The 25404-nt window shown below is 44.7% G+C and carries 20 protein-coding genes and 1 riboswitch; all 20 genes read left to right on the forward strand.

Annotated elements, in window-relative coordinates; all coding sequences use genetic code 11:
• The gene (uvrA, locus tag EAL2_RS02040) at positions 1 to 2826 is read left to right on the forward strand and encodes an excinuclease ABC subunit UvrA (RefSeq protein WP_025434760.1); all 2826 of its coding nucleotides are present in this window, start codon (positions 1 to 3) and stop codon (positions 2824 to 2826) included.
• 647 nt (positions 2827 to 3473) lie between these two features.
• Entirely contained in the window at positions 3474 to 4487 is a 1014-nt protein-coding gene (hydE, locus tag EAL2_RS02045; protein ID WP_025434761.1) for a [FeFe] hydrogenase H-cluster radical SAM maturase HydE, read from the forward strand.
• A gap of 37 nt (positions 4488 to 4524) precedes the next feature.
• Positions 4525 to 5949 carry a [FeFe] hydrogenase H-cluster radical SAM maturase HydG gene (gene hydG / locus EAL2_RS02050; RefSeq protein WP_025434762.1) on the forward strand — a complete coding sequence of 475 codons (1425 nt, stop codon included), beginning with the start codon at positions 4525 to 4527 and terminating at the stop codon, positions 5947 to 5949.
• Between the two features lie 29 nt (positions 5950 to 5978).
• Positions 5979 to 7169 (forward strand): [FeFe] hydrogenase H-cluster maturation GTPase HydF, encoded by a 1191-nt coding sequence (hydF, locus tag EAL2_RS02055; RefSeq protein WP_025434763.1) that lies wholly within the window; start codon positions 5979 to 5981, stop codon positions 7167 to 7169.
• A gap of 84 nt (positions 7170 to 7253) precedes the next feature.
• Complete coding sequence (locus tag EAL2_RS02060; RefSeq protein ID WP_025434764.1) at positions 7254 to 8045, forward strand: ABC transporter permease; 792 nt, start codon at positions 7254 to 7256, stop codon at positions 8043 to 8045.
• A complete protein-coding gene (locus EAL2_RS02065; protein ID WP_242842480.1) occupies positions 8026 to 8748 on the forward strand; it encodes an ABC transporter ATP-binding protein in 723 nt (240 codons plus the stop codon). Before EAL2_RS02060 ends, EAL2_RS02065 begins: the two co-directional genes overlap by 20 nt.
• 15 nt (positions 8749 to 8763) lie before the next feature.
• Complete coding sequence (locus EAL2_RS02070) at positions 8764 to 9009, forward strand: TM1266 family iron-only hydrogenase system putative regulator (RefSeq protein ID WP_025434766.1); 246 nt, start codon at positions 8764 to 8766, stop codon at positions 9007 to 9009.
• Positions 9010 to 9062: 53 nt separating this feature from the next.
• Entirely contained in the window at positions 9063 to 10040 is a 978-nt protein-coding gene (locus EAL2_RS02075; RefSeq protein ID WP_051489060.1) for an NrtA/SsuA/CpmA family ABC transporter substrate-binding protein, read from the forward strand.
• 103 nt (positions 10041 to 10143) lie between these two features.
• Positions 10144 to 11967 carry an excinuclease ABC subunit UvrC gene (gene uvrC, locus EAL2_RS02080; protein WP_025434768.1) on the forward strand — a complete coding sequence of 608 codons (1824 nt, stop codon included), beginning with the start codon at positions 10144 to 10146 and terminating at the stop codon, positions 11965 to 11967.
• Entirely contained in the window at positions 11954 to 12880 is a 927-nt protein-coding gene (gene hprK / locus EAL2_RS02085) for an HPr(Ser) kinase/phosphatase (RefSeq protein ID WP_025434769.1), read from the forward strand. Before uvrC ends, hprK begins: the two co-directional genes overlap by 14 nt.
• Positions 12881 to 13477: 597 nt before the next feature.
• On the forward strand, positions 13478 to 13951 hold the full coding sequence (locus EAL2_RS02090; RefSeq protein ID WP_025434770.1) for an NADH-quinone oxidoreductase subunit NuoE family protein: 474 nt from the start codon (positions 13478 to 13480) through the stop codon (positions 13949 to 13951).
• Positions 13952 to 13999: 48 nt separating this feature from the next.
• Complete coding sequence (gene nuoF, locus EAL2_RS02095; protein WP_025434771.1) at positions 14000 to 15793, forward strand: NADH-quinone oxidoreductase subunit NuoF; 1794 nt, start codon at positions 14000 to 14002, stop codon at positions 15791 to 15793.
• A 37-nt stretch (positions 15794 to 15830) separates the two neighbouring features.
• On the forward strand, positions 15831 to 17567 hold the full coding sequence (locus tag EAL2_RS02100; RefSeq protein ID WP_025434772.1) for an NADH-dependent [FeFe] hydrogenase, group A6: 1737 nt from the start codon (positions 15831 to 15833) through the stop codon (positions 17565 to 17567).
• A gap of 170 nt (positions 17568 to 17737) precedes the next feature.
• Positions 17738 to 18244 (forward strand): ECF transporter S component, encoded by a 507-nt coding sequence (locus tag EAL2_RS02105; protein WP_084480884.1) that lies wholly within the window; start codon positions 17738 to 17740, stop codon positions 18242 to 18244.
• Between the two features lie 361 nt (positions 18245 to 18605).
• Entirely contained in the window at positions 18606 to 19541 is a 936-nt protein-coding gene (locus tag EAL2_RS02110; RefSeq protein WP_025434774.1) for a 2Fe-2S iron-sulfur cluster-binding protein, read from the forward strand.
• A gap of 27 nt (positions 19542 to 19568) precedes the next feature.
• Entirely contained in the window at positions 19569 to 22250 is a 2682-nt protein-coding gene (gene fdhF, locus EAL2_RS15100) for a formate dehydrogenase subunit alpha (protein WP_084480887.1), read from the forward strand.
• Between the two features lie 39 nt (positions 22251 to 22289).
• Complete coding sequence (locus tag EAL2_RS02125) at positions 22290 to 22778, forward strand: MogA/MoaB family molybdenum cofactor biosynthesis protein (RefSeq protein ID WP_025434777.1); 489 nt, start codon at positions 22290 to 22292, stop codon at positions 22776 to 22778.
• Positions 22763 to 23428 (forward strand): molybdenum cofactor guanylyltransferase, encoded by a 666-nt coding sequence (locus EAL2_RS02130; RefSeq protein WP_025434778.1) that lies wholly within the window; start codon positions 22763 to 22765, stop codon positions 23426 to 23428. The genes EAL2_RS02125 and EAL2_RS02130 overlap by 16 nt, the downstream gene beginning before the upstream one ends.
• Positions 23406 to 24185, forward strand: coding sequence for a formate dehydrogenase accessory sulfurtransferase FdhD (gene fdhD / locus EAL2_RS02135; protein WP_025434779.1), 780 nt, complete (start codon positions 23406 to 23408; stop codon positions 24183 to 24185). Before EAL2_RS02130 ends, fdhD begins: the two co-directional genes overlap by 23 nt.
• Positions 24154 to 24272: riboswitch (molybdenum cofactor riboswitch) on the forward strand. It overlaps the preceding gene by 32 nt.
• 196 nt (positions 24273 to 24468) lie before the next feature.
• Positions 24469 to 25329 carry a substrate-binding domain-containing protein gene (locus EAL2_RS02140; protein ID WP_025434780.1) on the forward strand — a complete coding sequence of 287 codons (861 nt, stop codon included), beginning with the start codon at positions 24469 to 24471 and terminating at the stop codon, positions 25327 to 25329.
• Positions 25330 to 25404: the final 75 nt, after the last annotated feature.

The raw sequence follows: 25404 nt of genomic DNA on the forward strand, positions 1-25404 counted from the left end.
ATGGACGAGAGAAAAATCATAATAAAGGGAGCAAAGGAGCACAATCTAAAGAACGTAGACCTGGAGATACCAAGGAACAAGCTTGTCGTGTTCACGGGGCTTTCAGGCTCAGGAAAGTCGTCGCTGGCGTTCGACACAATATACGCAGAAGGCCAGCGGCGCTACGTGGAGAGCCTGTCGGCCTATGCAAGGCAGTTTCTCGGGCAGATGGAAAAGCCGGATGTCGAGTATATAGAGGGACTCTCACCTGCCATTTCAATAGACCAGAAGACGACGTCGAAGAATCCAAGATCCACAGTGGGAACTGTAACGGAGATATACGACTACATGAGGCTTCTCTACGCGCGAATTGGCGAGCCGCACTGCCCTATATGCAAAAAGAAAATAAGCCAGATGACAATAGAGCAGATAGCAGACAAGATAATGGAGCTGCCTGAGGGAACAAAGATACAGGTAATGGCTCCCGTAATACGTGGCAAGAAGGGCAGACACGAGAAGCTAATTGAAAATATCAAAAAGGATGGCTTCGTAAGGGTAAGGATTAACGGCGAGGTTTACGACGTGGGCGAGGAAATAGAGCTCGACAAGAACAAGAAGCACAGCATAGAGGTGGTCGTAGACAGACTTGTTGTAAGACCTGGCATAGAAAGCAGGCTTTACGAGTCGGTGGAGACGTCACTCAAGCTTGCAGACGGCCTCGTGCTCGTGGACATCATAGACTCTCAGCCTCAGATGTTTTCAACCAGATTTGCGTGCATTGAGCACGGCATAGGAATAGAGGAGCTCTCACCCAGAATGTTCTCGTTCAACTCGCCATTTGGAGCCTGTCCGGAGTGCAACGGACTTGGCTCGCTCAAGAGTGTAGATCCAAGGCTTGTAGTTCCAAATGAGGATCTGACTATTCGCGAAGGTGCAGTTGCGGCATGGGCTTCAAGCGGAGCCGGCTCCGAGGACACTTATTATTTTAAGATGATAGACGGCCTGGCAAAAAATCACGGCCAGTCTCTGGATGTGCAGTTCAAGGAGCTCGATTCGGATTTTGTTAAAAAGCTACTCTACGGAGACGACAAGAACGTATCCTTCGAATATGAAAGCAAGTTCGGGGGACGCAGGACATACAGCGCGAGATTTGAAGGAGTCATAAACAATCTTGAAAGAAGATACCATGAGACAAATTCCGACTACATGAGGGAGAAAATTGAGGAGTACATGAGCGAAACTCCATGCCAAAAGTGCAAGGGGACAAGGCTCAAGGACGAGAGTCTATCGGTGCTTATAGACGGCAGGAACATATCGCAGCTGACCGAAATGTCGGTAAACGCGCTGTATGACTATCTTGAAAGCGCGCCACTTTCGGACAAGCAAAAATTCATAGGCAGGGATATACTAAAGGAGATAAAGGCCAGACTGAGATTTCTAAAGGACGTAGGCCTTGAGTATCTTACGCTTTCAAGGACTTCAGGAACGCTATCGGGCGGAGAATCGCAAAGAATCAGGCTTGCAACTCAGATAGGGGCTTCACTCATGGGCGTGCTTTATGTGCTGGATGAGCCCAGCATAGGACTTCACCAGAGGGACAACGACAGGCTGCTTGCAACCCTCAGAGACCTTACCGATTTGGGCAACACGCTGATAGTCGTAGAGCACGATGAGGACACAATCAACGCTGCGGATTACATCGTTGACATAGGGCCGGGAGCAGGAGTGCACGGAGGCGAGATTGTCGCCGTAGGAACCGTGGAAGACATAAAGGCCTGCGAAAGGTCCATAACAGGGCAGTATCTCAGCGGTAAAAAGTCTATAGCAGTTCCGGAGAGAAGAAGACCTCTGGGCGAGAAGATGATAAGCATAAAGGGAGCAAGGGAAAACAATCTTAAGGACATAGATGTGGATATACCAATTGGTGTTTTCACCTGCGTCACTGGAGTTTCAGGCTCGGGGAAAAGCTCTCTTATAAACGAGATACTCTACAAGGGTGCGGCCGCAAAGATACAACGACTAAAGGCAAGGCCTGGAGACCATGATGCCATAATGGGTCTTGAGCACATAGACAAGGTAATAGACATAGACCAATCGCCAATAGGAAGGACTCCAAGGTCCAACCCAGCCACTTATACCGGAATATTTGACAGCGTACGCGACTTGTTCGCATCCACACAGGAGTCAAAGGCAAGAGGCTACGGCAAGGGCAGGTTCAGTTTCAATCTCAAGGGGGGAAGATGCGAGGCCTGCAAGGGCGATGGGATAATAAAAATCGAAATGCACTTCCTGCCTGACGTATATATTCCCTGCGAGGTGTGCAAAGGCAGCAGATACAGCAGGGAGACGCTCCAGGTCAAGTACAAGGGCAAGAGCATAGCCGACGTGCTCGACATGAACGTGGAGGAGGCGGTCGAATTCTTCTCGAGCATACCTTCAATAAGCAGAAAGATGCAAACGCTAATGAACGTGGGACTGGGCTACATTAAGCTGGGCCAGCCTTCAACGCAGCTCTCGGGCGGAGAAGCCCAAAGGATCAAGCTATCAACAGAGCTTGGCAAGAGATCAACTGGCAAGACGCTCTACATCCTTGACGAGCCGACAACAGGCCTGCACATGGCCGATGTCGACAGGCTCATTGACATGCTGCAAAAGCTTGTGGATGCAGGAAATAGCGTGCTGGTTATAGAGCACAACCTTGACGTTATTAAGACGGCCGACCACATAATCGACATGGGTCCCGATGGAGGCGACAAGGGCGGCTATGTAATAGGGCAGGGAACACCGGAGCAAATCGCAAAAAACAAAAAATCGTACACTGGAGCATTCCTAAAAAAGCTCCTCTAAAATAAAGAAGTCGCCTTAAGTTAAGGCGACTTTTTACACGACTTTTGTTATGAAGCTTGATATGATGTACATTACCATCAAAAGTGAAACGCATGCCGATATTCCTTTGAGCTCAGAAAAATCATTAATTCGCCGCGGGACCGGCTTGTCGCTACTAGACATAGCTAAAAACCACACTCCTTAGATGTAATAATAGCTAATGCTATTATGTCTTATTATACCACATAAAGCAGGCAATAAACAAAATAGCATGAAATTAAAAATACAATAGAAGAAATACGGATTGTGAATTTGTGAAAAAATAATTAATATATCGAAAAAATAGATTTAAAACATAGACAAGCATTGCCGTGTTGTGTATAATTACATTAATAGATCTGCTGGCGAGGGCAACCCTAAGCCAGGAGATACAAAGGTTTCCGACCTGATTGCAAGGAGTGTCCGAGCAAAAGGGGAAGTCATACAGAGTATATGGACCGCGCTGAAATGTTAATTATTTATTATACAATAAAAACAAGCAGTCAGGTTGCGTGTTTTTTAGAGTATAAATGTGCGAATATACAAGACTTCTCCTTTGGAGAAGTCTTTTTTTTGCTCCGAAGCATCATTAGCATAAAATGTGGAATTATACGTTTGGGAGGACAAGCATGGATAACAGAGCCGTTATAGACAAAATCATAAAAACCTCAGATGCAAGCGTAGAAGAGATAGTCAGTATTCTTAAAGGAAGCGAAGACTATCTGTTTGAAATGGCATATAGGGTAAGGCAGGAGTATTGCGGAGATGCGGTTCACCTAAGGGCAATAATAGAATTCTCGAACTACTGCAGATGTGACTGTCTGTACTGCGGACTTCAAAGGCTCAACAGAAACATACAAAGATACAGAATGAGCCCTGACGAAATAGTCAGCAATGCAAAGGAAGCGTACCAGGCGGGATACAGGACTGTAATACTCCAGTCAGGCGAGGATTCCTACTATACAAGGGACATTATTTCAGGGATCATAAGAGACATTAAAAAATTAGGCGACATAGCAATAACACTTGGCGTAGGAGAGAGGGAATACGATGACTATGCCCAGTGGAGAAGAGATGGGGCTGACAGGTATCTTATAAAGCATGAGACCGCCGACAGTGAAATATACAACAGACTCCATCCCCATTCATCCTTTGAAAGAAGGATAGAGTGCCTCAGATGGCTGAAGGAACTGGGATACCAGACAGGAAGCGGCTTTATGATAGGACTTCCCGGACAGACTCTTGAGACAATAGCAAAGGACATACTTCTTCTTAAGGAGCTGGAAGTCGAGATGGCGGGAATCGGACCGTTCATACCTCACCCGGATACTCAGCTTAGGGATGAGTCCACGGGAAGCAGCCTTCTGACTCTCAAGGCAGTTGCAATAACAAGGCTGCTGCTTAAAAGGTCCCATTTGCCGACCACTACCGCGCTTGAGGTTTCTACAAAGACAAACGCATTTTGCGCTGGGGCTAATGTAATAATGAGGAAGGTTGAGCCCCATAGCTACAGGAGGCTGTATGACATATATCCAAGACCTAAAGCGCTTGAAAAAACCATAGCACAGGAAAGAAAAGAAGTCGAGGATTTCATAAAGAGCTTTGGACTTGAAGTGTCGGATTCAAGAGGAGATTACATCTAGATATATAAATAAAACCTAAAAACGGAGGAATGCAAAAATGAAGGAGTACAGAGAGTACAAGGCTGAAGAGTTCATAGTTGATTCTGAAATACTGGATTCAATGGAATACGGAAAGAAAATGGCTTCAGACAGAGAATTTGTAAAAGAGATACTCGAAAAAGCAAAAGAAGCTAAAGGGCTTGACCACAGGGAAGCTGCCGTGCTTCTAAACGTAGACGATGAAGACCTTGTAAAGGAAATGTTTGAAACCGCAGGCCATATCAAGGAGACTATATACGGAAAAAGGGTAGTGCTTTTCGCACCTCTTTACGTCAGCAACTACTGCGTAAATAATTGCGAATACTGCGGCTACAAGCACTGCAACTCTAATGTTGCAAGAAGAAAGCTCACTATGGAGCAGCTCAAGGACGAGGTTAAAATACTTGAATCCCTGGGACACAAGAGGCTTGCCTTTGAAGCCGGAGAGGACGATGAAAATTGTCCGATAGAGTATGTGCTTGAAGCAATTAAAAACATATACTCAATAAAATTCGACAACGGAAGCATAAGAAGAATAAATGTAAACATAGCCGCTACAACAATTGAAAACTACAAGAAGCTTGTGGAAGCCGAAATAGGGACTTATATACTTTTCCAGGAGACTTATCACAAGCCTACCTATGAGATCATGCATCCTCAGGGTCCTAAGCACAACTACAACTGGCATACAACTGCAATGGACAGGGCTATGCAGGCTGGAATAGATGACGTGGGAATAGGGGTACTTTACGGGTTATACGACCATACGTACGATACAATTGCAATGATAATGCACGCAGAGCATCTTGACAGCGTATATGGAGTAGGTCCCCACACGATATCGGTTCCAAGGCTCAAGCCTGCTGAAGGAATGGACATTTCAAAGTTCCCTCACATGGTCAGCGACAAGGAATTCAAAAAGATAATAGCAATACTAAGGCTCACTGTACCATACACAGGCATGATTCTTTCCACGAGAGAAACAGCGGAATTCAGAAGCGAGGCCATCAAATTCGGCATATCTCAAATAAGCGCAGGCTCATGCACAGGAGTAGGCGGATATGTTGATGAATACGGAACAGAAGGAAAGAAGGAGGTTCCTCAGTTTGAGGTGGGAGACCACAGGTCACCTATGCAGGTGCTTAAGGACCTTTGCAGAGCCGGATATATTCCAAGCTACTGCACAGCATGCTATAGGGAAGGTAGAACTGGAGACAGGTTCATGCCTCTTGCAAAATCAGGCCAGATAAATAACGTTTGCCTTCCAAATGCGCTGCTCACATTCAAGGAATTCCTGCTGGACTATTCAGACGAAGAGCTAAGGGAGCTTGGAAAGGAAGTAATAGAAGAAGGACTTGCGAGCATACCCAAGGAAGCTGCAAGAGATGCTGCAAAGAGATTCCTTGCAAGGCTTGAGGCTGGGGAAAGAGACCTTAGATTCTAAAAGTATTACAGCTGTGAAAGGAGAAGCATATGCTTGATACGCCAAAAGCAAACAGGCTGCACATAGCCATATTCGGAAAGAGGAACGCCGGAAAATCAAGTCTGATAAATGCTCTTACAGGACAGGAAATGGCCCTTGTATCTGATATGGCGGGAACTACTACGGACCCCGTATACAAGGCAATGGAGCTTCTCCCGATAGGGCCTGTTGTAATAATCGATACTGCGGGACTTGACGACGTGGGCGAATTAGGAGAGCTTAGAGTTAAAAAGTCTAAGGAAGTCATGGAGAAAACAGACCTTGCGCTGCTGGTGTTCGATTCCACGGATGAAGACTATTCATTTGAAAAAGAATGGCACTCAAGGCTTAGGGATAAAAAAATACCTACAATAGGGGTCATTAACAAGATAGACATTAAGGATAAAGAGCTTGAAAGTTATGAAAAAGAGTTCGACATGCCCTTTGTAAAGGTCAGTGCGGCAGACAGGATAAACATAGACAAGCTTAAAAGGGCAATTCAGCTGCATGCCCCCGAAGGCTTTGAAGCAGAAACAATAGTTGGGGACATACTGCCCCAAAAGGCTCTTGTTGTGCTTGTTGCGCCACAGGACATTCAAGCCCCTAAGGGAAGACTTATACTTCCGCAGGTTCAGACTATAAGAGATCTGCTTGACCATGATGCCATGGCTCTTACTGTCAAGGACGCAGAGTTGGAAGACCTCCTGTCTTCCCTTAACAGGAAGCCTGACCTTGTTATAACAGACTCACAGATATTCGGGAAGATAAGCAAGATAATTCCAAGGGAAATCCCATTGACATCTTTCTCCATACTTATGGCGAGATATAAGGGAGACCTTGCTGAGCTGATAGAGGGTGCCAAGCAAATCGGCAGACTCAAGTCGGGGGACAAGGTATTGATAGCTGAAGCATGTACGCATCATTCCCTTGAAGGGGACATAGGCAGGGAAAAGCTTCCTAAATGGCTGCGAGAATATTCAGGAGCGGAACTGGACATAACAATAAAAGCCGGAGTGGATTTTTCTGATGACCTCTCTCAGTACGCAATAGTAGTCCATTGCGGAGCGTGCATGTTCAACAAGAAGCAAATGATGTCAAGGCTTGAAAGGACAAGGAATGACAATGTGCCAATAACAAATTACGGAGTCGCAATAGCGTACATGAATGGAATACTCGAAAGAGTTACTGAGATGTTTTTTTAAGCATAACGATTCAAACTATAATAACAGAGCGGGAGCAAGCCTGCTCTGTTATTGCAATATTTACTTTCTGGAGAATGAGCTCTGATGGAAAAAAATAAATCTATGAACGGGCTATACCTGCCGGTTTTTATAATTTTTGCCTGGTGGGCTCTTTCAAGCCTGGGCCTTACAAATGAATACATAATGCCTTCGCCTGAAAAGGTTGTAAAAACCTCCAGTAATCTAATAAGCAGCGGAATGCTTCAAAAGCATCTCCTTGTGAGTCTTGCAAGAGTTCTGGTGGGCTTTGTCGTGGCCTTTGCAGCGGCTTTTCCCCTTGCAGTGTTTTGCGGGCTTAGTTCAAAATTTGAGGAATTTTTCAAGCCGACGCTTGAGTTTATAAGGCACGTACCTCCAATGGCACTCATCCCGATGCTTATACTCTGGTTTGGAATAGGAGAGGTTTCAAAGCTTTCAATTATATTTCTGGCTACTTTTTTTCCGATATATCTAAATACGCTAAGCGGGATCAGAGAAGCAGATGTTAAGTTGATACAGGTGGGAGAAGTATTTGGATTTAGCAGGTCAAAAATATTCTTTTGGATAATACTGCCCCAGGCAATTCCATCAATACTCGTAGGTATGCAAATAGGCCTGGGATACAGCTGGAGAGCTCTAATAGGGGCGGAGCTCATAGCCGCATCTTCAGGCATCGGCTATATGATAATAGACGCAGAGCAGCTATCAAGGCCCGACATAATAATAATCGGAATAATGGCGATAGGAATAGCAGGGTATGCAATAGATGCACTCTTCATGGAAGCCACAAGAAGGATTACCCGCTGGAGCGGAGGTGAACAGCATCATGGCGAGTCTGATGATAAGAAATGTTCATAAGGTGTATTCGATTCAGGGGAAAAGAATACAGGCCTTGAAGGGTCTGGATTTTGAAGTGGAAAGCGGCAGCTTTGTATGCATAGTGGGTAAAAGCGGCTGCGGAAAGTCGACTCTCCTTAAGCTCATATGCGGCCTGGAGGAACGTGACAGTGGCTCCATAATTATTAGAGCTGAAGAGAATTCAAAAAAGAACCCCAGAGTATCCATAGTTTTTCAAGAACCGAGGCTGATGCCATGGCTCTCAGTAAGAAAAAACATAGAATTCCCAATAAAGGGAGAGATATGTAAAAGCGAGTCTGAAAAGAGAGTCGAAAGGCAGCTGGACATGCTGGGGATAAAAGCTTTTGAAAATGCTTATCCCAGCCAGATTTCCGGAGGTATGGCACAAAGAGTATCCCTGGGGAGGACTCTTTGCTATGAGCCGGACATAATACTAATGGACGAGCCTTTGGGGGCCCTTGATGCATTCAACAGAAAAAAGCTGCAGGATGAGATTGTGAAAATATTTCAAAATGAGAAAAAAACAATACTGTTTGTAACTCATGATGTGGAGGAAGCTCTGCTGCTCGGACAGAAGGTGCTTGTAATGGAAGAGGGAAGGATAAAAGAAAGCATAAATGTGAATATGGGTTATCCCAGAAACCCATCGTCAAATGAGATGATTAATCTCAAGAAAAGAATACTCTCTCTTATATTCGAGTAAAAAGGAGTGGTATGAATGGATAACAGAATAGGCGTAATCGCAATAATAATTGAAGACAAGGAAAGTGTGCAAAAGGCCAATGCCGTAATGAGCGAATATTCGGATATGATAGTAGGAAGAATGGGGATACCCTATAAGGAGAAAAATGTAAGTGTTATATCAATAATAGTTGATGGAAATACAGATGAGATAGGTGCGTTGTCGGGAAAACTGGGAAATATTCCTGGGGTGATGGTAAAAAGCGCGCTTACTAAAAAATAAAATGGATTAAATTCAATTAAGCTGCAAATAAATTTTCGTTGGAGGAGATGTTTATGAAAAGGATTAAAACTGCCGCAGCAATGCTGCTGTCTGTAATGCTTGTTTTTTCGGGATGCGCACCCAAGGATGCAGGAACTTCGACTGAAACGGGCAATATAGAGAAAATAAATATATCTTATGTGAAACTGCCCCTTAACATGCCTTCTATAGTTGAGAAGGAAAAAAACATGTTTGAGGAGGAATTTGGGAAAGACGGCATAGAAGTGACATTCCCGGAAATAACTGAAGGCTCAAAGATGACACAGGCTGTTGCAGCAGGCTCTCTTGATTTTTGCAATGCCCTGGGAGGTACGTCGGCAATACTTGCGGCTGCAAACGGAGTGGATATAAAGATAATCGGCATATACAGCAGGGCGCCAAAGGCTTTCACTGTAATGACAAGAAGCCAGGACATAAATGGACTGGCTGACCTTAAAGGCAAAAAGGTTGCAGGACCTAAGGGGACAATACTGCATCAGCTTTTAATAGCCGGATTAAGTGAAGCAGGCATGTCGGTGGATGACGTGGAATTCATAAACATGGGAATACCAGAGGCGGTTGCAGCGATGAACAGCGGCAATGTGGATGTTGCACTTGTTGCCGGGCCTGCGGTTACAAAGGCAGTTTCGGACGGAGCCAAGGTGATAACTACGGGAGAAGGTCTTTTAGATGCTACGATAGTAATAGCCACAAGCGGCAAATTCATCAAAGAGCATCCCGACATGACAGCGAGATATATGGCTGTCCACTCAAGAAGCCTTGATTTCATGAAGGACAATAGGGAAGAGACTATGGAAATGGCAGCAAAAGAAACCGGAATATCAAAAGAAGATGTAGAAAAAATGTACGACTGGTATGACTTTAATCCTAGCATAACTCAAAAGGATGTTGAAGAACTTGAAAAGACACAGGAGTTCCTGCTTAAAAACGGCATGCTCGAGAAGGGAATAGACATAAGTAGCATAATAGACAATAGTTTCGTTTCAAAATAGAATACTAAAACAATACAAACTAATTAATGCCGGACACAACACAAGTGCCCGGCATTTTTGGTATAATCATGATATAAATCAAGATACATTGCAGAGGTGCGTCATGTTCGATATCAAAAAGCAGCTTTCAATGCTTCCGGACTCTCCGGGAGTATACATCATGAAGGATTCAACGGGGGACATCATATATATAGGCAAGGCCAAGTCTCTAAAAAACAGAGTGAGGCAGTATTTCGGCTCACACGGAAAGAGCAGCCCAAAGGTCGAGGCAATGGTGGGCAACATAAGCGAGTTCGAGTATATAATGACTGACTCCGAGCTAGAGGCTCTGATACTCGAGTGCAACCTAATCAAGAAGCACAGGCCCAAATACAACATAATATTCCGCGACGACAAGACATACCCCTTCATAAAGGTGAGCGTCAATGAGGATTATCCAAGGGTGCTCAAGGTCAGAAGCATGAGGGAGGACGGAGCGAAGTATTTCGGCCCGTATACAAGCGAAGGAGCGGTCAACGACGTAATAAGCCTCATAAGGAGGATTTATCCCATAAGGAAGTGCAAGAACGACATAAAGCGCATGATCCAGCGAGGGGAGCGGCCATGCATCAACTATGACATAGGCAAGTGCACAGGGCCCTGCAGGGGAATCGACGCAAGAGAGCAGTACATGCAGATGATAGACGAGATAGTCACGTTTCTCTCGGGAAGGAGCGAGACGCTCATAGAATCCATAGAGCAGCAAATGCAGGTAGCTGCGGAGAGGCTCGACTTTGAAAAGGCAGCATATTTTCGTGACAAGATCGGCAGCCTCAGGATACTCGCGCAGAGGCAGAAGATAGTCTCGAAAAGCTCGGTGGACCAGGATTTCATCGCAGCTTATTTCTATGAAGGCAAGGCGTGCATACAGGTATTTTTTGTGAGGGAAGGCAGGATAATAGGCAGGGAGCACTTCGTTGTGGAGGATGTGCTTGAGGAACAAAAAGGTGAGGTGTTCGCCTCCTTCATAAAGCATTTCTACTCGTATCAGGGATTCATTCCAAGTGAGATACTCATAGAGAGCGAAACAGGGGAGGATGAAGTTCTCCAAAGCTGGCTCGAGAGCATAAAAGGGCGTAAGGTCCATATAAAGGTCCCTCAAAAGGGCGAGAAGCGTGAAATGATTGAAATGGTGAAGAAAAATGCCAGAGAGTCGGCGGAAAAATTTTCTAATGTGAGCAGGCTCAAAGATTCACAGGAGCTGCTGGAGGAACTCAGAAGTTTGCTTGAGCTTGAAGAAACTCCAAACAGGATAGAAGCCTTTGACATATCAAACATACAGGGAGTGGATTCGGTAGGTTCCATGGTTGTGTTCACTCGCGGAAGGAAAGACTCCAAGGAGTACAGGCGCTTTAGAATCAAGACGGTGCAGGGTCCTGATGACTATTCATCACTCTATGAGATAGTCCTTCGGAGGCTTAAAAAGTGGAGCGGTCGTCCGGATCTCATGCTAATAGACGGAGGAAGAGGACAGGTAGGGGTTGTCAGCAGGCTGCTACTGGAGCTTGGAGTAGACATCCCGGTGTGGGGAATGTACAAGGACGACAAGCACAGGACTCGCGGACTTGTAAGCCTCGAGAGGGAGATAGAGCTCAAAAAATCATCGCAGCTATACAGATTCATATGCACCATACAGGACGAGGCGCACCGGTTTGCAATAGACTACCACAGGTCGCTAAGGCACGGAAAGCTTAAAAGGTCAGTGCTTGATGATATAGCTGGGGTTGGTGAGAAGCGAAAGCTGCTTCTGATTTCGCACTTTAGGTCGGTCGAGAATATAAGGAACGCCAAGCTCGAGGAGTTGAAGGCGATTTCAGGCATAAGCGCGGAAGTGGCAGAGCGGATATATATGTTTTTCAGGGAGGAAGGTAAAATTGACAGAAGATAAAAAAGTCAGCGTAAGCATGTTCATAAAAGAGCTTGAACTGGAGGTTGTGCACAAGGGCGAGAATACCGACTATGAAATAATTTCATCAGATATCAACAGGCCGGCGCTCCAGTTTGCGGGATTCTTTGAACACTTCGCATATGACAGGGTGCAGGTTATAGGCAAGGGAGAGCATGATTATTTCGGCACGCTTGACAGGGCTACCAGGCTAAGGCGCTTAGAAAAGCTGTTTTCATACGAGATTCCTGTGCTCGTGCTTGCCAGAGGGCTGGATTTCAGCAGCGACACTATAAACATGGCGAAAAAGTACAACAGGATAATAATAAGATCACAAATGTCTACAACCAAATTCATAAACAAGGCATCAGGATACCTGAGTGAAAAGCTTGCGCCTTCAAAAACAGTGCACGGCGTGCTTGTCGACATATACGGCATAGGCGTACTGCTCATGGGCAAAAGCGGGGTCGGAAAGTCGGAGACGGCGCTTGAGCTTGTGAAGCGGGGCCACAGGCTTGTGGCGGATGATGCCGTTGAAATCAGAAGGATTGAGGATGATATGCTTGTGGGAGAGGCGCCGGATATTTTAAAGTACCTGATGGAGATAAGAGGCGTGGGGATACTCGATATCAAAAATCTTTATGGGGTAGGCGCCATAAGGACTAACAAGGTTGTGGAGATGGTAGCAGAACTTGAATACTGGGAAGAAGGCAAGTATTATGACAGGCTTGGAATTGATGAGGAGTATATGACGCTGCTCGACGTGCCTGTGGAAAAGATCGTTATACCCGTAAAACCCGGAAGGAATCTTGCCATGATAATAGAAGTAGCAGCCAAAAATTACAGGCAGAAAAACATGGGCTATAATGCAGCTAAAATTTTCAATGAAAAGCTGCTTAAAAAGCTCAGTGACTGAGATGAATAAACAAGTGCCAAATGATGAATAAATATTAATGGTGTTTCATCAGGAAGAACTAGAAACGGCGAATTGTTATTAAATTCACATTTTGCCAGGAGTGCATAATTATTAAATTCACAAAAATAATGATGTTGAAATTCGAAATATGAATCAAAAAAGACCCTTGTAGAAGGGTTCTTTTTACTATATGCAAGTTTTTTCAATATATACACCATAACGCAGGGGAGTTCTTTTGTTTTGGGAATTCAGGCGGGTTGAATTTGGCAAAAGCGGACAAAGCAAGAAGAGAGCAAACATAAACCTGGAATCGTGTTAAAAAATTAATAAAAATATAGTTTCGATGTTGTTTTATTGTTATTTGTTTGATATAATCTAGGAAAAGCTTTTCATAGTTGATAAACAAACATTTCAATATTAATTTACCGTTTCAAAAGCTTTTTAAACATGTATTTTCCAAATGCAAAACTCAATACATCACTGAAATGAATTCCAGAACTTAATTTAACAACTCAAATTTTATATTTCTAATTTTTTATATTTCTAAATTTTTTTTGTTTATTTTTCTATTTTTTTAAAAAAAGGAGTGGGATTTTAATGGCGAAAAATGTTTTCACAGAAGAGAATTTCAAAAAACTAGACCAAGTAATAGCTGAGTACAAGGGAAAGCCGGGCGCTTTAATGCCGGTTCTTCACGAAGCTCAGAAAATATTTGGCTGCGTAGCTCTTGAAGTTCAAAAGAAAATATCTGAAGGTCTTAACATACCTTTGGCAGAAATCTATGGAGTTGCAACATTCTATTCTCAGTTTTCATTAGAGCCAAAGGGAGACTATGTAGTTGGAGTTTGCCTTGGAACTGCATGTTATGTAAAAGGCTCTCAGTCAATAATTGACAGGGTTTGCAAGGATCTTGACCTTGAAGTAGGAAAGACTTCTGCTGATGGCAAGTTCACAGTAGTTGCCACAAGATGCGTTGGAGCATGCGGACTGGCGCCTGTTATGACAATAAACGAAGATGTATACGGCAAGATAGTTGCAGATGATGTTCCTGGAATACTTGCAAAATATTAATATATAATTTTTCGTGAAATACAAGATGATGATTGGAGGTATTATGTGATGGATTATAAAAACACTATTTTGGTTTGTGCGGGAACTGGATGTATGTCTTCTTCTTCACTTAAAATACTTAAGAGACTAGAGGACCTTATGGCTGAGAAGGGTATTCTTGAGCAGACTAAGATTGTAAAGACTGGCTGCTTTGGACTTTGCTCTGTAGGACCGATAGTAATAGTATACCCTGAAGGCGCATTCTACGCTCACGTTCAGGAAGAAGATGCAGACAGAATAGTTAACGAGCACCTGATAGGCGGCAAAATAGTAAAAGACCTTCTTTACAAGGAAGCTTTGCTTGAAAACGGAGAAATAAGACCTTTTGAGGAGGTTCCTTTCTACAACAAGCAGGTGAGGATAGCGCTTGAGCATTGCGGACGTATACAGGCTGAAGACATAAACGACTATATTGAAACTGCAGAAGGCTACGAGGCAATCAAAAAAGCTATAACAAAAATGACAAGAGAAGATGTAATAGAGGAAATCAAAAGATCAGGCCTTAGAGGAAGAGGCGGCGGCGGCTTCCCTACAGGACTCAAGTGGCAGTTCGCATACAATGCGCCGGGAGATCAAAAATACGTTATATGTAACGCTGACGAAGGTGACCCGGGAGCATTCATGGACAGATCAGTGCTTGAAGGAGACCCTCACGCTGTAATAGAGGCCATGATGATAACTGGTTACGCCATAGGAGCTAACCACGGATATATATATATAAGAGCCGAGTATCCTGTTGCTATAAAGAGACTTGAGATAGCATTGGCACAGGCAAGAGAGTCAGGATACCTTGGCAAGAATGTAATGGGAACAGATTTTGAATTTGACATCGAGCTGAAACTCGGAGCCGGAGCTTTCGTATGCGGTGAGGAGACTGCTCTTATCAACTCTATAGAAGGAAAACGTGGAATGGCAAATCCAAAGCCACCGTTCCCGGCAAACGAAGGCGTATGGAAAAAACCTACAATAATAAACAACGTAGAGACGCTTGCAAACGTTCCAAAGATAATACTTAAAGGAGCAGACTGGTTTGCTTCAATAGGAACTGAAAAATCTAAGGGAACTAAGGTTTTCGCTCTTGGCGGAAAGATAAACAACGTTGGACTAGTTGAGGTTCCAATGGGAACTACACTAAGAGAGATAATATATGAAGTAGGCGGAGGAATTCCAAACGGCAAGGCGTTCAAAGCCGTTCAAACCGGAGGACCATCAGGAGGATGTATAACAGCTGACTATCTTGACACTCAAATAGATTTCGACTCGCTTACCGCTCTAGGTTCTATGATGGGTTCAGGCGGTATGATAGTTATGGACGAAGACAACTGCATGGTTGACATAGCCAAATTCTTCCTTGACTTTACAGTGGAAGAGTCATGCGGAAAATGTACTCCTTGTAGAGAAGGCACAAAGAGAATGCTTGAAATACTTGAGAGAATATCAGAGGGACATGGAACTCTTGAAGACCTTGACAAGCTTGAAAGACTTGCAAATACAATCAAGTCAACTGCTCTTTGCGGACTTGGACAGACAGCTCCAAACCCAGTACTTTCAACTCTTAAATACTTCAGAGATGAGTACGTGGCTCACGTTGTTGACAAGAAGTGCCCAGCGGGGGTTTGTACAGCGCTTCTAGAGTACTTCATAACAGACAAGTGCATAGGCTGTACTAAGTGCGCTAGAGTGTGTCCGGTTACTGCTATAAGCGGCAAGGTTAAGGAAAAGCACGTAATAGATACAGATAAGTGCATAAAGTGCGGCGCTTGTATGGATGCTTGTCCTGTAAACGCTATAATTAAGAAATAACTTAATCCTACTAAATATGGAAAGAGGTGTAGATGATATGGTGAATATTACTATAGATGGCAGACAGGTGACAGTTCCGGCTAACTCTACTGTGCTTGATGCTGCCAGAGATATGGGCATAAATATACCAACTCTTTGTTATCTTAAAGACATCAATAAGACTGGCGCTTGCAGAATGTGTCTTGTTGAAGTTGAAGGAATAAGGAATCTTCAGACTGCTTGTACTTTCCCGGTAAGAGACGGTCTTGTAGTAAAGACGAATACAAAGAGAGTAAGAGACGCAAGAAGAGACAACCTTCAGCTAATACTTTCAAACCACCACAGAGATTGCCTGTCATGCTTTAGAAACGGAAGCTGCGAGCTTCAGGCTCTATGCGACGACATGGGCCTTTCAGAGCTTGATTTCGAGGCGCCAAAAGAGCTTAAGCCTGTAGACATGCTTTCCCACTCGATAGTAAGAGACCCAAACAAATGCATACTTTGCGGAAGATGCGTAGCTGTTTGTAACAAGGTTCAGGAAGTAGGCATACTTGCATTTACAAACAGGGGTGTTGAAACTGAGGTTGCTCCTGCATTTGCTACAAGCATGGCAGATGCTCCATGCATATACTGTGGACAGTGCGTGAATGTATGTCCTGTTGCAGCTCTTAGAGAAAAAACAGACATAGAAAAAGTTTGGGAAGTACTTGAAGATGAAACTAAGCATGTTGTAGTTCAAGTTGCACCTGCGGTTAGGGCGGCACTTGGAGAGATGTTCGGCAATCCGATAGGAACAAGGGTTACAGGAAAAATGTTCACTGCGCTTAAAATGCTTGGATTCCAGAAGGTATTCGACACCAACTTTGCAGCCGACCTTACAATAATGGAAGAAGGAACAGAGCTTCTTGGAAGAATCAAAAACGGAGGAACTCTTCCGATGATAACTTCTTGCTCGCCTGGCTGGATAAGATACGTTGAGCACTTCTATCCAGAATTGCTTGACCACGTATCTTCATGCAAGTCGCCGCAGCAGATGATGGGAGCAGTGCTTAAGTCTTACTATGCAGAAAAGAACAACATAGCGCCTGAGAACATGATAGTTGTTTCAGTAATGCCATGTATAGCCAAGAAGACTGAGTCGGCCAAGGAAGAAATGAAAAACGTTCACGGAACAAGGGACGTTGACATAGTTCTTACTACAAGAGAGCTTGGCAAGATGATAAAAGAGGCAAGGATTGAATTCAACGATCTTCAAGACAGCAATCCTGACGAGTTCTTCGGAGACTACACTGGAGCCGCTGTAATATTCGGAGCGACAGGCGGAGTTATGGAAGCTGCTATAAGAACGGTTGCTGACATAGTAAGCGGACAAGAGCTTGAAGACATCGAATATACTGCGGTAAGGGGACTTGAAGGCATCAAGGAAGCTGCAGTTAAAATAGGCGATCTTGAGGTTAAGGTTGCGGTTGCACACGGAACTGCAAATGCCGGAAAGCTTATGGATTTAGTTAGAGATGGCAAAGCTGACTACCACTTTATTGAGATAATGGGATGCTCAGGCGGCTGTGTAACAGGCGGAGGCCAGCCACACGTTGACTCAAGAACCAAGGAAAAGGTAAATGTGAAGCTTGAAAGAGCAAAGGCTCTATACACAGAAGACAAGCTTAGGGACAAGAGGAAGTCTCACCACAACGAGTCTGTTAAGAGGCTTTATGAAGAGTACCTTGGAAAGCCTAACGGCCACAAGGCTCACGAGCTTCTTCACACTCACTACAAAAAGAGAGAACTATTCTAACAGAATATACTGAGTATTGCCAGTAACTAAAGGCAGGAGTGAACGTTGCTCCTGCCTTTAGTTTTTTCAACCAATATATTTCTTTACTAATATGGTTAAAAATGTTAGCATTTTATTATAATGGAATCATATATTTACATATTGAATTTATCAGAAGAGGAGTGGGAAATATGAAAAAGAAGATGTCGGCATCATACATAGCCAGGACTGGAATACTGCTTGCGCTTGCATTGCTGTTCCAGGTTGGCTTTCAGAGCTTTGCTCAGCCAGCCGTAGGGCCGCTTGTAAACATGGTGCTCATACTAAGCACACTTACTGTTGGCCCTGCTGCAGGAGTTACAGTGGGATGCTTTACGCCGCTTATAGCATTTCTGCTTGGAATTATGCCGCTTTTTCCGCTTGTGCCAGTGATAATGCTGGGCAATTCACTTTATGTAATAGTGTTCGAAGCTGTAAGAAAGCCTCTGGCGAGATACGGCGAGGTTGCAGGGGTAATAATAGCATCAGCTGTGAAATATGCGTTCCTGGCATTCTCTGTCAGGAAACTGCTTGTGCTTTTCATGCCTAAGGTTCCGCCGCAGATAGTGGCTGCATTTTCATTGCCTCAGCTGTATACGGCATTGGTGGGCGGAATACTTGCACTTGTAGTCTACAGGCTTTTTAAAAAAAATTATTAAATGTTTGATTGTGCAGATGGATTAAATTCAGAAAATTGCAAGATTATCAAAAAAATATCATTTCAGAAAAGCAGATTTGACAGCATAGAAAATCAGCAAGCATAAGAACAGGGGAGCGACATAGACGGCGCGCCCCTGTTCTTATGTTTGCATATAAAAAAACATACAGGGTATAAATAATTCATAAAAAAACAATCATGAAAAATGCATAAAAGAGACGAAGTTTGTCAAATTTATAATATTTGCAATAGTTTGTATAAAAAATTATAATAATACCAACAGTTTCAATAATTATATGCATATGTTGGTATAGCTAATATAAAAAAGAACAGTAGGATGAAATTCGCATAGGAGGGTTAAGTTGAAAAAAGTTAATGTTGTAATAGACGGAAGAAGCATCAGTGTGCCTGAAAGCCATACTATAATAATGGCTGCAAAGGAGCTTGGAATAGAAATTCCAGCGCTTTGTTACGAACCATCACTTGAAATAGTGGCGTCCTGCAGGATATGCGTTGTTGAGATTGAAGGTTCTCGCAAGTTAGAGACTGCATGCTCAACAAAGGTTTGGGACGGGATGAATGTTCAAACCAAGTCCGAAAGGGTTATCAAGGAAAGAAGACAGATACTGCAGCTGCTTCTTGACAACCATCCGAACGACTGCCTTACATGCCAGAAGGCGGGCGAGTGCCTGCTTCAAAAGTATGCATACGAATACGACGTCAAGTTCGGCGACGAGAGCTCGGAAATAGACCTCAAGGTCGACAAGAGCAATCCATACGTATACAGGGACGAGAGCAAGTGCATACTCTGCGGCAGATGCGTAAGGATATGCGCCCAGATTCCGGAAAGATCTGTCCTTTGCTTTGCAAACAGGGGCACCGAAATGAAAATAGCGGCAGACTATGACAAGACAATGGGAAGCTCAAGCTGCGTGGCGTGCCAAAGATGCGTGAGCGTATGCCCGGTGGGAGCACTTATGGACGGCAGGCTTATGGGAAGACACAGAAGCTGGGAGTGCGAAAAGGAGCATATAAAATGCACTGTGTGCCAGTATGGCTGCGACTTCGAATTGCTTAAAAAAGGCAGCAAAATTGTCGGTGTCAGGTCTATGGCGCCTGGCGGCGGAAGGCCGCTTTGCCTGAAGGGAAGGCTCACAAACGAGCTAAACTATGTCGATATGAGCGAGCTTGCGCCTGTATACATGAAAAAGGGCGAGGAGTACGTACAGACAAGCTGGGTTGAGGCGCTTGCGCTTCACAGGCTGATAAACAGGATAGAAAAGCTGGAAGAAAGATAGATGGGTTTTATAAAGGGAGGATTAAAAATGGTGTTAGTCAAGATAGACGGCCGCGAGCTCGAGGTGCCCAAGGACTATACTATACTCAAGGCGTGCGAGGCGGCGGGAGCGAAAATACCCACTTTCTGCTACGACGAGAGGCTTTCAAGGCACGGAGCCGGGGCATGCAGGATATGTCTTGTAGAGATTGAAGGGCAAAGAAACCTCATGCCATCATGTACTGAGAAGGTATGGGAAGGAATCTCTGTATTTACAAAGAGCGAGAGGGTCATAAAGGAGAGGAAGGGCATACTCGAGCTGATGGTTCAAAACCATCCGCTGGACTGCCTTACATGCGAAAAATCGGGAGACTGCAAGCTGCAGGACTACTGCTATGAGTATGGTGTGACAGGTATAAAAGGGCTCGAAGAGAGAGTTCTGCCTGTAGACGAGAGCAATCCGTTCTACACGTTCGATCCCGACAAGTGCATACTATGCGGCAAGTGCGTAAGGGTGTGCGAAGAGCTGCAGGGCACAAGAGCCATACTAATATCTGAAAGAGGTCCTGTTGCCAAGGTTTCGACTCAGTTCGAGGAGGGCCTTGAAAATTCGCCGTGTGTATCATGCGGAAACTGCGTTTCCTACTGCCCTGTGGGAGCCTTGCTGCCAAAGAGCAAGACTGAACACAGGGTATGGGAAACGAAAAAGGTCAGGACAACATGTTCATATTGCGGCGTAGGCTGCCAGCTTGAGCTTATAGTTAAGGGAGACGAGGTTGTGGGTGTGCAGCCTGCAATGGGAGCTGGGAATGACGGACTGCTTTGCGTTAAGGGCAAGTTTGCCTATAACTTTGTAAATCACCCTGACAGGCTCAAAAAACCGCTGATCAGAAAGGACGGAGTCCTTGTGGAGGCGACCTGGGAAGAGGCTCTTTCGCTAGTGGCTAAAAAGATCAGCGATATAAAAAGTCAGCACGGGGCCGATTCAATTGCGGGTCTTACCTCTGCAAGATGCACAAACGAGGAGAACTATCTTTTTCAGAAGCTCCTGCGGGCTGTTGTGGGGACAAACAACGTGGACCACTGCGCAAGGCTCTGACATGCTTCCACTGTTGCAGGTCTTGCAACAACACTTGGAAGCGGTGCTATGACTAACAGCATAGCTGAGACGAGATACAACGATGTGATATTCGTTACAGGCTCAAACACAACAGAAAACCATCCTGTAATAGCTGCGCAAATGAAGCAGGCAGTCAAGAATGGAGCCAAGCTGATAGTGGCTGATCCAAGGAGAATTGAGCTGGCCGACTATGCGGACGTCTTCCTGCAGATAACGCCTGGCACAAACATAGCGCTTTTGAATGCCATGATGAACGTAATAATAAGCGAAGGTCTTCAGGATAAGAAGTATATAGAAGACAAGACGGAAAACTACGAAGAGCTTGTTGGGCTTGCAAAAAGGTACACTCCGGAAGAGGCTGCCAGAATATGCGGAGTTGACGCGGAGGACATTAGAAAAGCAGCAAGAATATATGCAAGTGCAGACAAAGCAGGAATATACTATGCCATGGGAATAACGCAGCATATAAGCGGTACGGATAATGTAATGTCGATATCCAACCTGGCGCTGCTTTGCGGCAACATAGGCAAGGAGGCGGCGGGAGTCAACCCTTTGAGAGGCCAAAACAACGTTCAGGGCGCCTGCGACATGGGAGGACTTCCGGGAGACCTTCCGGGGTACCAGAAGGTTATAAGTCCTGAGGTCATAGAGAAGTTTGAAGCGGTATGGAGCGCGAAGCTTTCCAGCAAGGTGGGACTTACTGTGCCGGAGATGCTGACTGAAGCCTCAAACGGCAACATAAGGATGATTTATATAATGGGAGAAAACCCAATGGTTTCAGACCCTGACATAACCCATGTAAAACATGCGCTGGAACATCTGGATTTCCTCGTGGTGCAGGATATTTTCCTGACCGAGACTGCTGAGCTGGCAGACGTAGTGCTTCCGGCGGCGTCGTTTGCCGAAAAGGACGGCACTTTCTCGAACACTGAAAGAAGGGTTCAGAGGGTGAGGAAAGCCGTGAATCCGGTTGGTGATTCAAAGCCGGATTACGAGATATTGATTAACTTAATGAAAAAGCTGGGTTACAATGCTTTTTACAAGGATGCGTCTGAAATATTCGATGAAATAGCAAGCGTAACTCCGCAATATGCGGGCATAGACTATAAAAGGCTAGAGGACATAAACGGACTCCAGTGGCCATGCCCCACAAAAGAGCATCCGGGAACAAAATACCTTCACTCCAAGGGATGCGCCAGAGGCAAGGGTCTGTTCGTGCCTTGCGAGTATGCTCAAAGCGCGGAGATGCCGGACAGTACATATCCGCTTGTGCTTACAACAGGCAGGATACTCTACCAGTATCACACTACTACAATGACCGGAAAGACTGAGGGTATAAGCAGTAACTATTCCGAATCGTTTATAGAGGTCAATCCTTCTACCGCAAACAAGCTCGGAATAGAAGACGGGGAGATGGTAAGGGTGGTGTCAAGAAGGGGCAGCGTTGAGACGAACGTGAGAGTCACAGAGATAGTTGAGGAAGATGTAGTATTCATGCCTTTCCACTTTGCAAAGGGCGCGGCCAACATGATAACAAACTCAAAGCTCGATCCTAAGGCGAAGATTCCCGAGCTAAAGGTTTGCGCAGTGAGGATAGAACGTATAAAATAAAAGAGAATAATCAATCAGGCACTTGGGGAGGCGCGGAGTTTGAACGTAGGCATAATAACTGTTAGTGACAAGGGCTATGCAGGAGAAAGGCTTGATGAGAGCGGTCCGGAAATAAAGCGCATACTGAGTGAGAACGGCCATAGCTATTCTGAATATGTTATTGTTCCAGATGAAGAGGGAATGATATATAATGAAATAGTAAGAATGTGCGATGAGCTCAGGCTAGATCTTGTCCTGACTACAGGAGGCACGGGCTTTTCAAAGAGGGATGTAACTCCGGAGGCCACACTTAAGGCAATAACAAGGAATGCTCCCGGCATTTGCGAGGCCATAAGGCAAAACAGCCTTGCCATAACAAGGCGGGCCATGCTTTCAAGAGCCGTATCTGGAATAAGGGGCGAAACGATAATAGTCAATCTTCCTGGAAGTCCAAAGGCGGTAAGTGAATCACTTGAATTTGCAATTGACTCAATAGAACACGGCGTGCAGATATTAAAAGGGGTTGCTATCGAGTGTGCAAGGAAATAGAGGGACAAAAATTATTTGGCAGTGCAATAATTCTTGCGGGAGGCAGAAGCTCCCGCATGGGTTTTGACAAGCAGTTTATAGAGATAAATGAAAAAAGACTCATTGAAATTACTGCCGGCAGGCTTGCGCAGATCTTCGATGAAATAATAATAGTTACAAACAGGCCCGAGATGCATAGCTGCTGTCAATATAAGCTCACGTCAGACATAATAAAGGGAAAAGGCCCTCTCGGAGGCATACATGCCGGACTTCTCGCTGCGGAAAGCGAATTTGTGTTTGCAATAGCATGCGACATGCCGTATATAAACTTGGACTACATCGAGCATATGAAATGCGTCGTCGAGAGCAGTATCAAAGCTGGAGAAGATATAGATGCGTGCATAACTCTAAAGGGAGAATGGATTGAGCCCTTCAATGCGTTCTACAGAAAAAGCCTAGTTAAGAGCATTGAGGAGCATTTGGAAAGCGACAAGAGGGCGGTGTATTCGTTGCTAAAACAGCTGAATACGACATATATAAGTGAATTTGAGGCGCGAAGATTCAGCCCGGACTGGAGCATGTTTTTCAACATGAACACTATGGAGGAGCTCCGGCAGTATTCACAAGTCACACAAGAGGAAAAACCCAATGGAAAAGTCGAGATTCTATGATATAATAAAATACAATGACGGAAAATTAACAAAGTGGGAAGACGAGGTAGTAGCCGAGTTTTGGCTGGATCTTTTCGTCGATGGGGCGAAATTTGTCAGGCTGCTTTGCACTCCGGAATCCCTTGAAAGCCTGGCGGTAGGTTTTTTGAAGTCAGATGGAATAATATCTTCAAGAGAAGACGTAAAAGATATAAGAGTGGATACACAAAAAAAGGCTGTTTTTGTAGCTACGAGCAGCCCTGAAGCTACAAAAGAGAAGATTGCAGGCAAAAAAGTCAACATAGTGGGAACAAGCAAGGGGATTGTTTCGGATTCGCTTTATGAGACAAATGCTCCGAAAGCCAGGCCCGACATCGAACTCGACATAGACAGGATACTCGATATTGTAAGTGATTTTTCGTCAATGTCAGGTCTGTTTTCTGCAACGGGGGGCGCTCACAGTTGCGCCATATCGGACGGGCAGAAGCTGCTTGACTTCAAAGAGGACATTGGCAGGCACAATGCGGTCGATAAAATTGTCGGCAATTGTATGCTTGAAGGGATAGACACATCAGACAAGCTGCTCATACTCAGCGGAAGAGTCTCTTCAGAGATGCTGCTAAAGGCCATTAATGCCGGGTTTTATGGAGTTATTTCAAGGGCGGCACCGACGGATGCGGCCATAGATATTGCAAGAGAGAATGGAATAATACTCTGCGGCTTTGCACGCGGAAGAAAAATGAATATATACACAGATTTTCCGAGTCGTCATTTCTAAAGCCAAGGCCATGAAATGCTGACCAGTGGGCCTTTTGAGAAATTGGGGGGCCTCCCATATTTGGAAAGGAGAATCTTAAACCACTGGCTCCACTTGGATGATTGCTGCGCGGCGGCGTTTAAATGTACAAGAGCAATTATGGATGGAGCATAGCTGACTTGTTTGAATTCGAGATTTTTTGCAGTTCAAATGGTCTGCTTAATAGCGGCTTTAAGATGCAGTCCTTTTGGACTGCTTTTTTATTTACATAATAAATCGAAATTACAAAGGAGGCAACAAAATTATGAAAAGGTTACTATCAATAATCACAGCAGTCATGATGCTGGCGCTGGCACTTACTGGCTGCGCTGCAAAACAATCACCAGAAGGCGAAGTTGAAAAAACACAGGCAAAAGGGAGCATAATACTTGCGACTACAACGAGCACCAGTGACAGCGGACTGCTGGACTATCTGCTGCCAGAGTTTACAAAGGACACAGGGATAGAAGCAAAGGTTGTTGCAGTAGGCACAGGACAGGCACTGCAGATGGGAAAGGATGGAGAGGCTGACGTGCTGCTTGTACACTCCAAGGCTGCAGAGGAGGAGTTCGTGGCTGCAGGAGATGGTCTTGAAAGAAAGGATGTTATGTATAATGATTTCATACTAGTTGGACCTGCAAACGATCCTTTAAAACTCAAGCAGGAGCTGCCAAATGACATAGTGGGAGCGCTCAAGAAGATAAGCGAGCAAAAATTCAAGTTCATATCAAGGGGAGATGATTCTGGAACTCACAAGAAGGAGCTTGCGCTATGGACTGAGGTTGGCATAACTCCTGAGGGAGACTACTACGTGTCTGCAGGCAGAGGCATGGGCGATGTGCTAAAGATGGCTGACGAGATGCAGGCCTATACTATTGCAGACAGAGGCACATACCTTAGCATGAAGGCTGACCTTGGACTTGACATAATAGTTGAAAAAGATACTAATCTTTTCAACCAGTACGGCGTAATACCTGTTAATCCAGACAAGAACGAGAATATAAATGCTGAAGGCGCCAAGGCATTTGAAGAGTGGATACTCTCAGAAAAAGCTCAGAGCCTCATAGGTGAATATGGCAAGGAAAAATACGGCGCACCTCTGTTCACTCCTAACGCAGCAAAATAATCAGACTGGAATAGCTTATTTCGATATAGTTTTAACAAATATAATTGTGTATAATTAAATAGTAATGTGAAAATA

It is taken from the genome of Peptoclostridium acidaminophilum DSM 3953, from assembly GCF_000597865.1.
GTDB classification, from domain to species: domain Bacteria; phylum Bacillota; class Clostridia; order Peptostreptococcales; family Peptostreptococcaceae; genus Peptoclostridium_A; species Peptoclostridium_A acidaminophilum.

Coding starts and splice junctions, on each gene's coding strand:
- fdhD (WP_025434779.1), top strand. CDS start 23,406: ATGGAAAAGTCGAGATTCTATGATATAATAAAATACAATGACGGAAAA.
- EAL2_RS02140 (WP_025434780.1), top strand. CDS start 24,469: ATGAAAAGGTTACTATCAATAATCACAGCAGTCATGATGCTGGCGCTG.
- EAL2_RS02075 (WP_051489060.1), top strand. CDS start 9,063: ATGAAAAGGATTAAAACTGCCGCAGCAATGCTGCTGTCTGTAATGCTT.
- uvrA (WP_025434760.1), top strand. CDS start 1: ATGGACGAGAGAAAAATCATAATAAAGGGAGCAAAGGAGCACAATCTA.
- nuoF (WP_025434771.1), top strand. CDS start 14,000: ATGGATTATAAAAACACTATTTTGGTTTGTGCGGGAACTGGATGTATG.
- hydF (WP_025434763.1), top strand. CDS start 5,979: ATGCTTGATACGCCAAAAGCAAACAGGCTGCACATAGCCATATTCGGA.
- EAL2_RS02100 (WP_025434772.1), top strand. CDS start 15,831: ATGGTGAATATTACTATAGATGGCAGACAGGTGACAGTTCCGGCTAAC.
- hydE (WP_025434761.1), top strand. CDS start 3,474: ATGGATAACAGAGCCGTTATAGACAAAATCATAAAAACCTCAGATGCA.
- uvrC (WP_025434768.1), top strand. CDS start 10,144: ATGTTCGATATCAAAAAGCAGCTTTCAATGCTTCCGGACTCTCCGGGA.
- EAL2_RS02060 (WP_025434764.1), top strand. CDS start 7,254: ATGGAAAAAAATAAATCTATGAACGGGCTATACCTGCCGGTTTTTATA.
- hydG (WP_025434762.1), top strand. CDS start 4,525: ATGAAGGAGTACAGAGAGTACAAGGCTGAAGAGTTCATAGTTGATTCT.
- EAL2_RS02070 (WP_025434766.1), top strand. CDS start 8,764: ATGGATAACAGAATAGGCGTAATCGCAATAATAATTGAAGACAAGGAA.
- EAL2_RS02065 (WP_242842480.1), top strand. CDS start 8,026: ATGATAAGAAATGTTCATAAGGTGTATTCGATTCAGGGGAAAAGAATA.
- EAL2_RS02090 (WP_025434770.1), top strand. CDS start 13,478: ATGGCGAAAAATGTTTTCACAGAAGAGAATTTCAAAAAACTAGACCAA.
- EAL2_RS02105 (WP_084480884.1), top strand. CDS start 17,738: ATGAAAAAGAAGATGTCGGCATCATACATAGCCAGGACTGGAATACTG.